The sequence below is a fragment of the Bradyrhizobium sp. USDA 3240 genome (assembly GCF_054063295.1).
On the sequence record NZ_JBSSGD010000002.1, the window covers coordinates 5,363,372 to 5,378,435 of the forward strand.

Below are 15,064 nucleotides of genomic sequence, written 5' to 3' on the forward strand. Positions count from 1 at the left end.
TCACGGAGCAGAGTTCATAACGCCGCCTCGGGTTTGTGTGGTGCGGTCTTCCGCGCATTAGGGCGCAGCTTGGCGAACCAGCGGGTCAAGCCGTCGAGATAGATGTACACGACCGGCGTCGTGAACAGCGTCATCAGCTGCGAGACGATCAGCCCGCCGACGATGGCAAAGCCGAGCGGCTGACGCAGCTCCGATCCGGTGCCGGTGCCGATCATCAGCGGGACGCCGCCGAGCATCGCGCACATCGTCGTCATCAGGATCGGGCGGAAGCGCGCCTTGCAGGCCATGTAGACCGATTGCTCGGCAGGGAGATGCTGGTGTCGTTCTGCCTCCAGCGCGAAATCGATCAGCATGATGCCGTTCTTCTGCACGATGCCGATCAGCAGGATGATGCCGACCAGCCCGATCACGTCGAGCCCGAAGCCGAACGCCCATAGCGCAAGCAGTGCACCGAGACCGGCGGACGGCAGGGTCGAGAGGATTGTGATCGGATGGATCGTGCTTTCATAGAGCATGCCGAGGATCAGATAGACCGCGACCACCGCGGCGAAGATCAGGATCGGCGTCGACGCGAGCGCGGCCTGGAACGCCTGCGCGTTGCCCCGGAAGCTGGTGACCACGGTCGATGGCACGTGCAGGTCGGCGGTCGCCTTCTGGACTGCCGCGACCGCGGTCCCCACTGCCGTGCCCGGCGCCAGGTTGAAGCTCAGCGTCACCGACGGAAACTGGCTCTGGTGGTTCAAGGAGAGCGGTGCGGTGCCGTAATCGATGCTCGCGATCTGGCTCAGGGGCACCATCGTGCCTGCGGACGAGCGGACGTAGATTCGATTCAGCGCATAGGGGCCGAGCTGGAACGACGGATCGACCTCCAGGATCACGTAATAGGTGTTGAGTGTCGTGAACAGCTGGGCGACGTGACGCTGGCCGAATGAATCATAGAGCGTGTTGTCCACCGCGGCCGGATCGATGCCGAGGCGGGAGGCCGCATCGCGGTCGATCTGCAGCTTGAGTTGACGCGCAGCGTTCGCCTGGTCGGTGGCGACGTCGGCCAGTTCCGGCAGCGTCTTCAGCTTCTGATACAGCTTGCCGGCCCACAGATTGAGCTCGTCCTGGTTCACGTCGGTGAGCGTGAACTGATACTGCGTCTTGGACAGCCGGCTGGCGAGATTGATGTCCTGCGTCGCCTGCATGAACACCGACATCCCCTTGATCTTCTGCAACTCGGCGTCGAGCTGCCGGATCACCTGGTCGGCGGATGCATTGCGCTCGTTGCGCGGCTTCAACAGCACGAACAGGCGGCCGTTGTTCTCGGTCACGGTCGGGCCGCCCGGTCCGATATACCCGGTCGCATTGGCAACCGAGGGATTCTTCGCGATGATATCGATGACACTGCGTTGCAGCGTCGCCATCTGCGCCGGCGAGATGTCCGCCGAGGCCTCCGTGATGCCGGTGATCATGCCGGTGTCCTGCTGCGGGAAGAAGCCCTTGGGGATGGCCACGAACAGCAGGCCGGTCACCACGACACTTGCCAGCATGATCGACATGGTCGTGGCCTTGAAGTGCAGTGCTTTGGCGAGCACGGCCTCGTAGGCGGCCTGGATCGCAACGAAGCCGCGTTCCAGCGCGCGCGACACCACTCCGGCATTGGCGCCCTGGTGCGGCGACAGCAGATAGGCGCACATCATCGGCGTCAGGGTTACAGAGACGATCACCGACACCACGATGGCGACGCACACCGTGACGGCGAATTCCTGGAACATGCGGCCGATCACCCCGCCCATCAGCAGCAGCGGAATGAACACCGCGATCAGCGAGACCGAGATCGAGACGATGGTGAAACCGATCTCGCCGGCGCCCTTCAGCGCGGCCTGCATCGGGGAGAGACCTGCCTCGATATGCCGCGAGATGTTCTCGATCATCACGATGGCATCGTCGACGACGAAGCCGACCGCGATCGACAGGCCCATCAGCGACAGATTGTCGAGGCTGTAGTTGAGCAGATACATCACGCCGAAGGTGCCGATCAGCGACATCGGGACCGAGACCGCGGGGATGATGGTTGCCCATAGATTGCGCAGGAACAGGAAGATCACGCCGACCACCAGCGCAATGGTCAGCACCAAAGTGAGCTGAACGTCGGCGACGCTGGCGCGGATGGTCTGGGTGCGGTCGGAGGCGATCTGGACCTTGATGTCGGACGGCAGGCTCGCCACCAGCTGCGGCAGCAGCTTCTTGATGCCGTCCACCGTGCTGATCACGTTCGCGCCGGGCTGGCGCTGGATCGCGAGGATGATGGCGGGCTTGTCGTTGTACCAGCCATGCAGCGTGATGTCCTCGGCCGCCACTACGGCATGCCCGATATCACGCAGGCGGACCGGCGCGCCGTTGCGATAGGCGATGATCAGATCGTCATACTTGCTCGCGGCCAGCACCTGGTCGTTGGTGGCGAGCGTATAGGCCTGCTGGCTGCCGTAAAGCACGCCCTTGGGCTGGTTCACGGTGATGTTGCCGAGCGTGGTGCGCAATTGCTCGAGATCGAGCCCCGCGGCGGCGAGCTTGGCCGGATTGACCTGCACCCGGATCGAGGGCTTTTGCATGCCGCCGATGGTGACGAGCGAAACGCCCGGCACCTGCGACAATTTCTGCGCCAGGATGCTGTCGGCATAATCGTCGACCTTGGTCAGCGGCTCGGTGTCCGACATCAGCGCGATCAGCAGCACCGGCACGTCGGCCGGATTGACCTTGTGGAAGGTCGGCGGCGACGGCATCGTCTTGGGCAATTGTCCCGATGCCGCATCGATCGCGGTCTGCACGTCCTGCGCGGCTGCATCGACGCTGCGGTTCAGTGCGAATTGCAGCGTGATCTGGGTGTTGCCCAGTCCGCTGCTCGAGCTTATGCCGGTGAGGCCTGCGATCTGGCCGAATTGCCGCTCCAGCGGTGTTGCGACCGAGGAAGCCATGGTCTGCGGATCGGCGCCGGGCAATTGCGCGGTGACCTGGATGGTTGGGGTGTCCACCGTCGGCAGCGCCGAGACCGGCAGCCGCACGAAGGCGATCATGCCGACCAGCACGATGGCGATGGCCAGAAAGGCGGTGGCGACGGGCTTGCGGATAAAACCTGCGGAGATGTTCATGGCAGCATGCCTGCGCTTGCGGTGGTGGCGTCCTGGACCTGGTCTTTCTTGTCATCGGGCACGATCTCGACCGTCGTTCCCGGATTGAGCCGGTACTGACCCGCGGTGACGACGGTCTCGTTTGCGGCGAGGCCCTGCTCGATCAGGACCTGCCCGTCGCGCGATTGGCTGGTCGTGACATTGCGGACGCTGACGACGTTGTTCGCGCCGACCACATAGGCGAAGCCGCCGTCCGGCCCCTGGCGCACCGCCGTCAGCGGCACGGTGAGCGCGTCGTGACGAATCGCGATCGTCAGATGGACGTTGACGAACGTGCCGGGCCACAGCGTGTTGCCGGCATTGGGAAACGACGCCTTGAGCTGCACCGTGCCGCTCGTGCTGTCGACCTGGTTGTTGATCAGCATCAGGCCGCCGTGGTCGAGCTTGCGCTTGTTCTGTGCATCGTAGACGTCGACCGAGGCGTCTCCGGACGCCAGCGCCTGCCGCACGCCTGGGATCTCGCCGGACGGCAGCGTGAAGATCACCGCGATCGGCTGCAGCTGGGTGAGGACCACGAGCCCGTTGGTGTCGGTCGGGTGCACGATGTTGCCGGGATCGATGCGGCGGATGCCGGTGACGCCGTCGAACGGCGCGGTGATCGTGGCGAAGCTCAGCTGGGTCTGCGCGGCTTCCAGCGCTGCCTTGTCGAGCGCGACGGTGCCTTCGCCCTGCGTGACCTGCGAATCCTGAGTGTCGAGCAATTGCTGGGTCGCAAAGCCGCGATTGGCGAGCGGCTGTGTTCGCGCCAGATTGGTCCTGGCGTTCTTCAGGCTCGCCTCGTCGCGCGCCAGCGCGGCCTCGGCCTGGTCGACCTGGGCCTCGTAGACCCGCGGGTCGATCTTGGCGAGCACATCGCCGCGCTTCACCTGCTTACCCTCGACGAAATCGACGCTGTCGAGCGTACCCTGCACCTGGGTGCGGATGGTCGCGGTGTTGATCGGCGTCACTGTGCCGAGGCCCTCGAGCACGATCGGCACGTCGTGCTGCAGGACCTTCGCCGCCGTCACCGGAACGGCTGATGTGGTGGTCGTCGATTGGGCCACCGGTGGATGGTCCGTTGTACCGTCCGGCCGATGCACGACGTAAGCGCCGGCGCCGATTGCGGCGGCGGCCACCAGGCCCGCGCAAGCGATTTTGAAGGTCTTCGATCTCATCGGTCACCAGCTCCATCGGTGGTCCGGCGGCCGATCGTTGCGACCAGCTCCAGGACAAAGGTTTCAGTTGCGCTCGCGGCAGCCGTTTGCGCCCTGCGGCCGCCGGTCAAATCGAGGTGGATGATGCGCGCGTCGAGATCGGCGGCGCGCAACGCGCCGATCAGGCTTTCTTGCGGCGCATCGTCGTTGCGGTGAACGACGAGCCGGATCGCGGTCACCGTCGGCGCGATATGAAACGGCAGGGCATCGGAGGCGACGTCGATCGCGACAATGCCGCCGCAGGGCAGCTCGCCCTGCAGCGCCAGTTCGAGCATGCGCCGCGCGACTGATCCTTCGCCGAGCAGGATCAGCTGCCGCGGGATCATGCCGACGCGGTCGAGCGCGGCAGCGACGCCGCTCAGGATGCCGGCATAGCTGGTTTCGCGAAGCTCGATCGGCAGCCACGTCGCCAGCGGCGTGAGCCGGCGCCAGCGCGCGAAGGTTTCCGGCATGGCGATGGACGCGGCATGGGGGGCGGCCAGGACGCCGACCAGCACGCCCGTGGTGGCGCGACGGGGCCGGGCTGCGATTGTGCTGTGCGGGCTTTCGGACATGCCCGGAAGCTGGGCCTTGAACCGATATTATTCAAATGAATTGTCTTTATCCATCAATTCACATCATGCATGATGACGGCATGCGGATGCGCAATCTCGATCTCAATCTGCTGTTGGTGTTCGACGCCGTCATGCGCGAGCGCAGCGTGGTGCGCGCGGCCGGCGCGCTTGCCATCAGCCAGCCCGCCGTGAGCCACGCGCTGAATCGGCTGCGTCATGCGCTGAAAGACCAGCTGTTCGTCCGCACGCCGTCGGGCATGCTGCCGACGCCGCGGGCGGAAGCGTTGGCGCTGCCGGTCCGCAAGGCGCTCAATGAGCTGCAACTCGCGGTCGAGGGGGATCGCTTCGATCCGGCGCAGGCGGAGCGGCGCTTCACCATTGCCGTCAACAACTATGCCGCGGTGGTCGCGGCCGGCTCGATCATCGCAGCGGTGCGCGCGCAGGCGCCGAAAGTGCGGCTGACGCTGGTGCCGAGCGGGACGCTCAATCTCGCCGACCGGCTCGATCGCGCCGAGCTCGATCTTGCGATCTCCGCCCGCGCGCTGGAGGGCGAGCGGTTTGCCGCCTGCCGGCTGATCGAGGACCGCTTCGTCGCTGTGCTGCGGGCCGGTCACCCGGCGTTGCGCAAGAAGCTGACCGGCGAGACGCTGGTCGAGCTGCCGCACCTTGCGATCACCTCCAGCGGCGAAGATCTGGATTTCATCGATGCCTGGCTGCGGGCCCGCAAGGCCAAGCGCACCATTGCGTCAGATGTGCCGTATCTGTCCGCCGGCGCGGTCCTGGTGCAATCGAACATGGTGGCGATCCTTGGACGCAAGCTCGCGCTCGAATTCCGCCGCGCCTATCCGATCGAGATGCGGGAGCTGCCGTTCGATGCATCGAAACTGCAGAGCGTCATGAGCTGGCATCGCCGCTTCGACGATCTGCCGGCGCACCGCTGGCTGCGGGACACGATCATTGCCGCTACGCGCGGGATCTGATCTGAGTCGAGCCCTTCCCGAATCGATACGCCCGCGCCGATCTGCGGCGCGGGCGTATCGCAGTTGACCTCAGCATCTCGTCAGTGGCCGACGCGGGCGGGGCCACCGAGCTTGACCTTGCGCAAGGTCAGCGCCAGCGGAATCGCGGACAGGGAGATCAGCATCAGGACCCAGAACGCGTCCATGTAGGACAGGAACGAGGCCTGGGTCTGCACCTGCTGCCCGATCCACTGGATCGCCTGCTGGTGCGCCTGCGCCAGCGAGTTGCCTTGGGCCACGAAGAAGTCGGTGACCTGGTGCAGCGTGTCCTGGTATTGCGGGCTCGACGGCGTCACCTGCTCGACCAGCCGGCTCTGATGGAATTGCTGGCGATGCGTCAGCACGTTGGAGACGATCGAGACGCCGATCGAGCCGCCGGTGTTGCGCGCCGCGTTGATCAGCGCGGAGGCCTGGTCGGTCTTGTCGGGCGGAATGCCGTCATAGGACGCCGCCATGATCGGCACGAAGATCAAGGGCAGGCCGACGCCGATCAGCATGCGCGAGCGCGCCATGAACCAGAAGCCGAGATCGGCATAGACGTTGGTCATGCTGTACATCGAGGCGGCGATCACCAGCGCGCCGGCGACGATCAAGTATTTCGGCTGCACCTTGGCGGCGAGCCGGCCGACCGCGAACATCATCACCATGGTGACCACGCCGCCGGGCGAGAGCACGAGGCCGGCCCAGGTCGCGGTGTAGCCGAAATCCTGCTGCACCAGCTGCGGCAGGAACTGGGTGGTCGCGAGCAGGATGGCGCCGGTCGCCAGCATCACCAGGAAGCAGGCGCCGAACTGCCGCGTCGCGACCATTCTGAGGTCGATCATCGGATTGCGGCGGGTCATCTCCCACGGGATCATCAGCACGAACGCCGTGGCGCTGATCGCCGCAAAGGTGATGATGAAGGGCGAGGAGAACCAGTCGTCCTCGAGACCGCGGTCGAGCGTTACCTCGAGCGCACCGAGGAAGGTCGCAACCAGTGCGAAGCCGATGAAATCGAAGGTGTTGTCCTGCGGCTGCGCGGCGTTCTGCGCTCCTTTGGCCTTCGCGGGCTCCTGCAGCACCGCTGCGATCAGCGCGATCGCGAACACGCCGACCGGGGCGTTGATCAGGAAGCACCAGTGCCAGGACAGATTGTCGGATAGCCAGCCGCCGAGCGTCGGCCCGACCACCGGCGCCACCACTACGGCGATGCCGAACACCGCGAACGCCTGGCCGCGCTTGGCCGGCGGGAACGCGTCGGCGAGGATCGACTGCGCCACCGGCACCATGCCGCCGCCGCCGAGTCCCTGCAGGATGCGGAACAGCAGCAGCGCGTTCAGATTGGGCGCGAAGCCGCACAGCACTGAGCTCACCGTGAAAATGCCGAGGCAGATCAGGAAGAAGGTCTTGCGCCCGAGCATGCGCGCGAGAAAGCCGGAGACGGTCAGGATGATGGCGTTGGATACGAGATAGGTCGTGACCACCCAGGACGCTTCGTCCTCGCTCACGCCCATGCCGCCCGCGATATAGGGCAGCGCGACGTTGGCGATGGTGGTGTCGAGCACCTCCATGAAGCTCGCGAGCGCAACCACGATGGCGATCAGCCAGGGATTAACGGCAACGCTCGGAACAGGGAGGCTTTTGGCATCAATTGCTGCTGCATTCATGACAGCCTCCCCGGATCAGAGCTTTCCAAGACGCTCGAGCAGCGACGGCGCGGGATTGATCCGCACCGTCGGGACGACAGACATGCCCGGGCCGAGCGCGACGTCGGTCGGCGGGTTGTCCATCACGATCTTTACCGGCACGCGCTGCACGATCTTGACGTAGTTGCCGGTGGCGTTCTGCGCCGGCAGCAGCGAGAACGCGGTACCGGATCCGGGCTGCACGCTTTCGACATGGCCCTTGATGGTGCGGCCGGGATAGGCGTCGATCTTCAGCGTCACCTTCTCGCCCGGCCGCATCTGGTCGAGCTGGATCTCCTTGAAGTTCGCGGTGACCCAGGTCTGGTCGGGCACGAACATCGTCAGATTGGTGCCGGCCTGCGCGAACTGGCCGACGGCCGCGGAGAGGCTGACGACGCGGCCGGGCTGCGCGGCAGTGACCGTCGTATAGGAGAGATTGAGTTGCGCCTGGTCGCGCTGCGCCTCGGCCTGGGCCAGGTTGGCGACCGCGCTCTTGCGCTGCGCCTTCAGCGATTCCACCTGGCGCTGCCCGAGGTTCAGCGTCGCCTGCGCGCTCAGGAGAGACGCCTGCTGCTGATGCAGTTGCGAGGTGTACTGCTCGGAATTCTGCACCGTGCCGTAGCCGGTCTGCTCCAGATGCTGGTAGCGGGTCGCCTGCTGCTGGGCGAAAGTCAACGCCGCCTGCGCCTGGTCCACCTGGGCCTGGTTGGCTGCGATCTGCGCCTGCTGCACGTCGAGCTGCGCATCGACATTCTGGATGCTGGCCTGGGCGGCCGCGACCTGCGCCTCGGCCTGCGCCAGCGCGACGCGATAGTCGCGGTCGTCGATGCGCGCGATCACGTCGCCGGCGGCGACGTGCTGGTTGTCGGTGACCGGGACCGCAGTGATGTAGCCGGAGACCTTCGGCGCGAGCGCGAACTGCCGCGCCGCGATGAAGGCGTCGTCGGTGGATTCGAAATGCCCGGTGTAGTCCATGTACATGTAGCCGCCGCCGAGCGTGGCGGCGAGCAGCACAGCACCGATCGCGGAGACCACCGGACGGCGGCGCAGGAAGCCGCGCTTCTGTGGCGTGACCTCCGGCGGGACGATTTCCGGCGCGGCGGGCTCTCTGTTTGCGGGGCGCTCCTGCGCCGGAGCCCGCGCGGTGACCTCCGGCCGCTCGGCTGTGACGTTGGGCTCGCGGGAAGCCGGCGCCGAGGGCGAACCCTCGATGCGCTCGCGCCCTTCCCGGTCGCGCTCCAAAACAGTGTCTTCGAACATGATGGCTGCTCCTGCTGTCGGGCGAGGTCTGCAAGGCCTTCGCAAAAGGGAACGATACCGTTCCGTTCTGTGCGACAAATAGTCTCGCGGCAGTGCAGCGTCAATAGAAACGGAACTGTACCGTTCTATTTACAAATAGATGTGATAGGGCTATATTGCCTGATGTTGCCGGCAGGACCGGCCCCTGGAACCCGGGGAAGGCTGATGACCACCAGTACCCTGAAGACGCCGCGGGCGGCCAAGGCCAGGGCGACGACCAGGCCGGTCGAGGTGCGCGCCGGCCGGCCGCCGAAAGAATTGGCCGGCGAGGTCGATGCCCGCATCCTCGATGCCGCGCGCAAGGTGTTCCTCGAGCGCGGCTTTGAAGGCGCCAGCATCGACGAGATTTCCGAGGCCGCGCGCTCCGGCAAGCGCACGATTTATGCGCGCTTCCGCGACAAGCGCGCGCTGTTCACCGAGGTGGTGACGCGGGACATCCTGTCACGCATCGCGGAGTTCAAGGCGGACGCGCCGCTCGGCGCGACGGTGGAGGAGCGTCTCACCAGCGTCGCCTCGACCCTGTTGCACTGGGGCCTCGACGCCGACCGGATCGGCTTGATGCGGCTTGCGATCGCGGAGGCGCATCGTTTCCCGGATCTCGCCGCCACCGTCAACCGCAGGGCGCGCGCGCTCGCCACCGAGCTCGGCGTTCACCTGCTGCGCGAGCTGACGCAATCCGACGAGCTCGGCAAGCTGCCCGCCTTCGCGCCGGAGCACCTGCCGACCACCGCGCGCCTGTTCCTCGACATCATCGCGGTACCGATGCTGCTGCGGGCTCTCTACGAAGTCGACCTGAAGGCGCTCGATCCCGAGCTCGATGAGCATGTTGCGCGCGGCGTCGCGTTCTTCGTCGCGGGGTGCAGAAGCGGTTACCGCTTCGGCGCCGACTGATTCCGGGCGGTCCACTCAACAGGTTGTGAGCGCTGTTCGTTGCAACTTAGGCACAGATCGCGGAAAAGAACAAAATTCGAATGAGACATGCTGTCGCATTCCTTCCTCCCATGGCAGAGACGTCCGTCGCTGGCTTGCGGCCAGTGCAAGGGGAATGGGAAGTGCGTCGTTTTGCAATCGTTGGGACTTGCCTGCTTTTGATTACGGAATTTGCGAACGCGGCGTCAGCCGCTGACCTACCGGAGCGCAGCTGGACCAAGGCTCCGCCATTGGTAGCTCCAGCGTTCAACTGGTCCGGATTCTACGCCGGCGTGAATGTGGGCGGTGGCTGGTATGATGGTGGGAATATCACGACCAGCAGCAACATCACGTCGCTTGTCGCCCCCGACAACATCGTCCGTATTCCCGTTTCGGACAGCAGCCAGTCGGGCGTCACGGCTGGTGGATTGCTCGGATACAATTATCAGTTGGACAGGATCGTCCTCGGGGTGGAAGCTGATTTCAACTCCGCCGACCTGAAGTCTTCCCGGGGTGGAAGCACCGCTGCCGCTTTCGATGTCGGTCGTTTTGGTGGTCGAGGCGGGGGCGGCGGGCGATTTACCACCGTGACTGGAAACTACAATTTTCAAACCACCAGCAAGATCGATTGGTTCGGCACCGTGCGGGGCCGCATCGGTTTTGTGCCGGCCGAGCGCCTGCTGATCTACGGGACAGGCGGTCTGGCCTACGGCGAGGTGAAGACCCATATCGCCAATTCGGAAGTTTTTTCGAATGACGTTTCGCGGCTCTGGCTTGGCGACAACTCCGACGTCCGCGTCGGCTGGACCGCCGGCGGTGGCCTCGAATATGCCTTCACCAACAACTGGACGCTGCGCGGCGAATATCTCTATGTCGATCTCGGTAGCAGCGGCACGACGGCAACGTTCCAGGGCACGGATCCGCTACAGAGCCAGATCCGTTACAATGCCAGCCGCGAGAGCAGGTTCAGCGTTGCCCGCGCCGCGTTGAGCTACAAGTTCTGACACTGGCTTGAGCAAACGCCGCGTTCCCTCTCCCGCACGCGGGAGAGGGAACGCGGCTATGCGGCCTCTCTCAGCCCGGCGCGCGCTCGACGGCGTGGCGCAGCCAGACCATGCCGCCTTCCAGCGTCTCGCAATGGGTGAGCCGGAGCGACTGCCCGGCGCCGGGGCGGTCGCCGTCCGGGCCGTGATAGTCGACGATGCTCTGCGATCCCGCGACGCCGTCGACCGCCGGATGGATCAACGTGCTGAACTCGTCGATCAGTCCCTGCTTGAGGAACGCGCCATTGATCCCGCCGCCGCCTTCGAGCAGCAGCGTCCTGGCGCCGAACCGTGATGCGAGCTGCGCCATCGCGCCCGCAAGATCGTCGCCCTTGGGGCCTGCAAAGATGTAGGAAGCGCCGTCCTCGCGCAGCTCGGCGAGATGGCTGTCCGAGACCTGTTCGCCGAGCACCGCGACAGCGTGATCGCCGCCGACATTGTCCTTGCCGAAATGCACGCGGCCCGACGGATCGATGCCGACAGCGAGCTTGCGGCCGTCGCGGTTGCCGAGATGCGGCTCGCGCTGCACCTTCGGCGCATTGGCGAATTGCCGCTCCGTCCCCTTGGCCATCTCGTTCATGGTGACGCGGCCGATGATCCATCCATCGGCATTGAAGCCGTCATGGATCCTCTCATAGTGGGAGCGCAGCGCGTCAGCCGGGATACCGGCGGCGGGCTTGGTGAAGCGGCTGGGATGAAGCCGGCCGTCGATCGACGTGCCCATGTGGCAGATGATGTGGGGTCGCATGAGATCAACTCTTCGGTGGGTATGACAGCGGGGCGGATGGGGCAGGTCCTCATCTAGCGAGCCGCGGGCAGGTTCTCAACGCCGATAACGCAGCGGTATTTCAACTTCGCTTGTCGGCCTCGTCAAATCAGCCGCGCCGCTTGAACCAGAGCATTGCCAGGATGCCATTGGCGGCTAATGAACCATCACCCAGGTCGGCTGCAGCCATGGATACGCGATCAAGCCGACGACCGCGGTCGCCGCGATCAACAGCGGATTGCTCACTTTCCAGCGGAACAGGATGGCCAGCGAGATCACGCCGATCAGTGCTGTCAGCCAGTCGCCGATGGCGATCTTGCCGAGCAGGATGCAGGCGCCGAGGATGGTGCCGATCGCCGCTGCATAGGCGCCCTTCACAAAGCCCTGTACGTTGGGGTTTCCGCGATGCCGTGCCAGCAGTGGCGCAACGATCAGCACCAGCAGGAACGACGGCAGGAAAATGCCGATCGTGGAGACGACCGAGCCCCAGAATCCCGCCACGAGGTAGCCGACGAAGGTCGCGGTGATCACCACCGGTCCCGGACTGATCATGCCGATCGCGACCGCGATCAGGAATTGTCGCTCGTCGAGCCAGCCATATTGCTGCACGAGCCCCTGCTCGAGGAACGGCACGATGACGAGGCCGCTGCCGAATGTCAGCGAGCCGGCCTTGAGGAAGAACAGCAACAGTTTCGAGAGCGTGGACCCGCTTGCAACCGGCGCCAACGGGCCGGCGGCCGCCGGCACGATGGCAATTCCCGGCAGGATCGCAGGCGAGCGTTTGAACGGCTTGCCGTAATATAGAATGCCCACGATGCCCGCGCCGATGAACAGCAGGGCGACCTCGGCCTGGAGGATGACCGTGACGGCGAGGCAAACCGCCGCGATCGCCCATTGCAGCCAGTCTTCCATGCCGAGCTTGGCCAGCCGGTAACAGGAGTGAAGGATGAGCGCGATCACGGCGGGACTGACGCCGTAGAAGATCGCGGTGACCGGTTGGAGATCGCCAAGGTAGACGTACAGCGCTCCGAGCGAAGCCACGATGACGAAGTTGGGAAGGATGAAGCACCATCCACCGACCCAGGCGCCCCAGAAGCCGCCGCGAAGCCAGGACACATAGATGCCGACCTGGATCGCCAGCGGTCCCGGAAGCGATTGGCAGATGGCAATCGATTCCTTCATCTCAGCCTTGGTCAGCCATTTCTTGCCGTCGACCAGTTCGCGCTCCATCTGCCCGACGAGCGCGACCGGGCCGCCGAAGCCGAGAAAGCCGAGGCGCAGGAAGTAGCGCGCCAGTTCCGCCAATCGGCCGCGCTGCGGGGGCGTCGGTGTCATTCCTGAAAAATCTCCCTGGAAAGAAATTTCGCGTGTCGCTCCTCACGCTTCTTTCGAATATTGCTCATACAATCTTGCCGCGTTGTCCCAGCGGATGGCTTCCATGTAGATGTCGACATAGCGGGCCGCCGCGGCTCCGAAGTCCATGTGATAGGCATGCTCGTACATATCGAGCACCAGCACCGGGCGGCCGCCGGCCAGCGTCGTCGTATGGTCGGCAGCCCACTGGTTGACCAACCGCCTGTCGCGGGGCGAGTAGGCGAGAATCACCCAACCCGAACCGCCGCCTTCCGCCTTGCCCATGGCGGCGAATTCGGTCCGCCAGCGCTCCATGCTGCCGAAGTCGCGCGCGATCGCTTCGGCGAGCGCGCCGCTCGGCTTGCCCGCGCCGCCGAGCCCGTCGAAATAGACTTCATGCAGGATCATCGAGTTCGCTGCGATCAGCTCCTCGCGCTTTAGGCCGTTGATCACAAAGTTCGGCGCCTTGGCGAAGTCGAGCTCGGCAAGCTGCGTCCCGATGGCGTTGAGCCGCTTCACGGCGCCGACGTAATTGTTCTCGTAGTGGCTGACGAGTATCTTCTCCGAGATGCCGCTGATCGATTTTGGATCGAACGGCATCGGCTTTGCCTGATAGGACATGGCTTTGGCTCCTGTCTGCGGGTTGGCTTCGGCTGCGGCCTGGTTGACGCCAAGCACGGTTGCGGATGCTGCGGCGACGCCAGCCGCTGCGATAAAGTCTCGGCGTCCGGTGTTGATGGTCATCGGCTTCTCCCAATGTTGAACGGTTCTTGCTTCAGATCGCGGCGCTATTGCTTCGTGAGCCCGACGATGGTCGGGAATCCCGAGATGGTCTGCACCGAGATCTCGACGGGATCGCCGAAGCGGACGGCATTGAAGATCAGGTCGTCCTGCACCCTGAACGGCTTCGTTCTGCCCGCCGACAGGCGAATCAGCAGCGTGTCGCCGCGCTCATCGACACGATCGACGACACCGCGCAGGGTCTGCGCCGCCGGCGTTTGGACCGCAGCTGCATCCGCGTAGCCGGCAGCCGGAAGTTTCGCGACAAGCTCGTCCTGCGTCAGGGCGCGCGCGGGCACGGCGATGCCCGCGATCGTGAGTGCTACAATCAGGGAGAGATTTCGCTTCTGCATGGTGGTTCTCCTGGCCGTGTTGTGCTGCCCCAGGTTTCTTCAGATGCGCTGCTGTCAGCTCAGATCACGCTCGCCAGCCGCACGAGGACGAAGATCGCAATGTCATGGCTTCACCTTGCTGGTCGGCCAGTTGTGCGTCTCCCGGGTCGCGTCGCGGCACCAGCGATAGAAGGCGTCGTAGAGCAGCACGCCGGCGCTCAATTGTTCGAGGTCGTCGTCGAACATGCGCGACAGGCCGAGCGAGGCGGCGAGCAGCCCCGGCGCCTCCGGCGACAGATCGAGCCGCGCGGTATCCGCGGCCCGCACCATTGTCGCGAGCCGCTCCAGTGCGGGCGTCGACAGGCCGAACTCCTTGACCATCACGTCGAAGGTGCAGAGCTCGCCGCGATGGCTCCAGAACACATTCTCGATATCGAACGGCGTGGCGTCGAAGCGTTCGGCGACGGCCTCGACTTCCGCTGATGCGACGAACAGGAATACGGCCGCGGGATCGACAAAGCGGCGGATCAGCCACGGGCAGGCGATGCGATCGATCTTCGGCCGCGAGCGCGTCACCCAGACGGTGCGGCCGCGCCCGTCGCGTTTCGGAATCTTGTCGACAGGAACGGTCGGAAGCTCCGCGGCCTTCCACGCGAGGTGCCCGCCCTCGAGAACTTCGGCAGCAATGTTGCCGCATCGGAGCCAGGCGGCGGTGCCTTCGCTGAGCTTCTGTCCCTTCTGGCAGACCACGACCACGGACTGGCGGGTGAGGCCGGAAGCCCAGTCCTGGACATCGAGATGGGAGTGCCTGATGGCGCCCGGGATCAGGCGCGGATCGGCGGCGAAATCCTCGTCGATACGGACGTCGACGAGCGTCGGCGCTTTGGCGGTGCCGATGAGACGAGACAGTTTTTCGGATGAGATCGATGTGTATGACGACATGGTGCGTCCTTGGTGAACAGGACGCGATTCTTGGGCA

The 15,064-nt window shown here is 65.0% G+C and carries 13 protein-coding genes; 3 read left to right on the top strand and 10 right to left on the bottom strand.

What is annotated here, in order from left to right:
* Positions 1–14 precede the first annotated feature (14 nt).
* Genes ACVIGA_RS25960 through ACVIGA_RS25970 form a run of 3 tightly spaced genes read right to left on the bottom strand, consistent with a single transcriptional unit; the run spans position 15 to position 4,920 of the window.
* The gene (locus ACVIGA_RS25960) at positions 15–3,134 is read right to left on the bottom strand and encodes an efflux RND transporter permease subunit (RefSeq protein WP_456668509.1); all 3,120 of its coding nucleotides are present in this window, start codon (positions 3,132–3,134) and stop codon (positions 15–17) included.
* A complete protein-coding gene (locus tag ACVIGA_RS25965) occupies positions 3,131–4,327 on the bottom strand; it encodes an efflux RND transporter periplasmic adaptor subunit (protein ID WP_456668510.1) in 1,197 nt (398 codons plus the stop codon). The genes ACVIGA_RS25960 and ACVIGA_RS25965 overlap by 4 nt, the downstream gene beginning before the upstream one ends.
* The gene (locus ACVIGA_RS25970; RefSeq protein WP_456668511.1) at positions 4,324–4,920 is read right to left on the bottom strand and encodes a hypothetical protein; all 597 of its coding nucleotides are present in this window, start codon (positions 4,918–4,920) and stop codon (positions 4,324–4,326) included. Before ACVIGA_RS25970 ends, ACVIGA_RS25965 begins: the two co-directional genes overlap by 4 nt.
* An 80-nt stretch (positions 4,921–5,000) precedes the next feature.
* Between ACVIGA_RS25970 and ACVIGA_RS25975 the strand changes: the two genes are divergently transcribed.
* Positions 5,001–5,900 carry a LysR family transcriptional regulator gene (locus ACVIGA_RS25975; RefSeq protein WP_456668512.1) on the top strand — a complete coding sequence of 300 codons (900 nt, stop codon included), beginning with the start codon at positions 5,001–5,003 and terminating at the stop codon, positions 5,898–5,900.
* A gap of 80 nt (positions 5,901–5,980) precedes the next feature.
* Here the strand turns inward: ACVIGA_RS25975 and ACVIGA_RS25980 are convergent, their stop codons facing one another.
* Both ACVIGA_RS25980 and ACVIGA_RS25985 read right to left on the bottom strand, forming a co-directional pair.
* On the bottom strand, positions 5,981–7,585 hold the full coding sequence (locus ACVIGA_RS25980) for a DHA2 family efflux MFS transporter permease subunit (protein ID WP_456668513.1): 1,605 nt from the start codon (positions 7,583–7,585) through the stop codon (positions 5,981–5,983).
* 15 nt (positions 7,586–7,600) lie between these two features.
* The gene (locus tag ACVIGA_RS25985) at positions 7,601–8,863 is read right to left on the bottom strand and encodes an HlyD family efflux transporter periplasmic adaptor subunit (protein WP_456668514.1); all 1,263 of its coding nucleotides are present in this window, start codon (positions 8,861–8,863) and stop codon (positions 7,601–7,603) included.
* 204 nt (positions 8,864–9,067) lie between these two features.
* On the opposite strand from ACVIGA_RS25985, the gene ACVIGA_RS25990 reads away from it, so the two are divergent.
* Positions 9,068–9,793: a TetR/AcrR family transcriptional regulator gene (locus ACVIGA_RS25990; protein WP_456668515.1), complete on the top strand. Its 726-nt coding sequence runs from the start codon at positions 9,068–9,070 to the stop codon at positions 9,791–9,793.
* Between the two features lie 161 nt (positions 9,794–9,954).
* Positions 9,955–10,815, top strand: a complete 861-nt coding sequence (locus ACVIGA_RS25995) for an outer membrane protein (protein ID WP_456668516.1) — start codon at positions 9,955–9,957, stop codon at positions 10,813–10,815.
* Positions 10,816–10,885: 70 nt separating this feature from the next.
* Here ACVIGA_RS25995 and ACVIGA_RS26000 read toward each other — a convergent pair whose 3' ends face one another.
* The 5 genes from ACVIGA_RS26000 to ACVIGA_RS26020 form a co-directional block, all read right to left on the bottom strand.
* The gene (locus ACVIGA_RS26000; protein ID WP_456668517.1) at positions 10,886–11,602 is read right to left on the bottom strand and encodes a dihydrofolate reductase family protein; all 717 of its coding nucleotides are present in this window, start codon (positions 11,600–11,602) and stop codon (positions 10,886–10,888) included.
* A 174-nt stretch (positions 11,603–11,776) separates the two neighbouring features.
* Positions 11,777–12,955, bottom strand: a complete 1,179-nt coding sequence (gene chrA / locus ACVIGA_RS26005; RefSeq protein WP_456668518.1) for a chromate efflux transporter — start codon at positions 12,953–12,955, stop codon at positions 11,777–11,779.
* Between the two features lie 42 nt (positions 12,956–12,997).
* Positions 12,998–13,594 carry a superoxide dismutase gene (locus tag ACVIGA_RS26010; protein WP_456670891.1) on the bottom strand — a complete coding sequence of 199 codons (597 nt, stop codon included), beginning with the start codon at positions 13,592–13,594 and terminating at the stop codon, positions 12,998–13,000.
* 167 nt (positions 13,595–13,761) lie between these two features.
* Entirely contained in the window at positions 13,762–14,106 is a 345-nt protein-coding gene (locus tag ACVIGA_RS26015) for a hypothetical protein (RefSeq protein WP_456668519.1), read from the bottom strand.
* 102 nt (positions 14,107–14,208) lie between these two features.
* Entirely contained in the window at positions 14,209–15,027 is an 819-nt protein-coding gene (locus ACVIGA_RS26020) for a chromate resistance protein ChrB domain-containing protein (RefSeq protein ID WP_456668520.1), read from the bottom strand.
* Between the last annotated feature and the right edge of the window lie 37 nt (positions 15,028–15,064).